Origin of the sequence: Psychroserpens mesophilus, from assembly GCF_050617655.1 — a bacterium.
GTDB lineage: Bacteria > Bacteroidota > Bacteroidia > Flavobacteriales > Flavobacteriaceae > Psychroserpens > Psychroserpens mesophilus_A.
In genome coordinates this window covers 1-312 of record NZ_JBODQC010000106.1, presented here as the reverse complement: position 1 = coordinate 312, position 312 = coordinate 1, and the positions used below count along the sequence as shown (strand labels likewise).

Below are 312 nucleotides of genomic sequence, written 5' to 3'. Positions count from 1 at the left end.
CGGGGAATGGATCTTGTTTGACACTTCCGGGAAAAAGGTCGCCATCGGGCAATACGCTGCAGGTAACAAAACCGGAAAATGGTTTTTCTGGGAAGAAGATAACCTGCGTGAAGTAGACTACTCCGATAATGCTATCGTGAACGTAGTCAATTGGAACAACGGCACCCGGGTAGCGGTGAACAGATAACTCGCTACCGAAACGATTCCGTCAACGATAAAGCCCGCCATGCAGCGGGCTTTTTTTTTGACCGGTGCAACCGGGAAACCAGGGACACCAATGGCCGGACCGGTTGCATAATGAAGGCATTCCAG

1 pseudogene is annotated in these 312 nt (G+C 51.0%); it reads left to right on the top strand.

The window, feature by feature from the left end:
• Window positions 1-187: pseudogene (locus ACRHNM_RS16530) on the top strand (nicotinic acid mononucleotide adenyltransferase); the annotation flags it as partial.
• Window positions 188-312 lie beyond the last annotated feature (125 nt).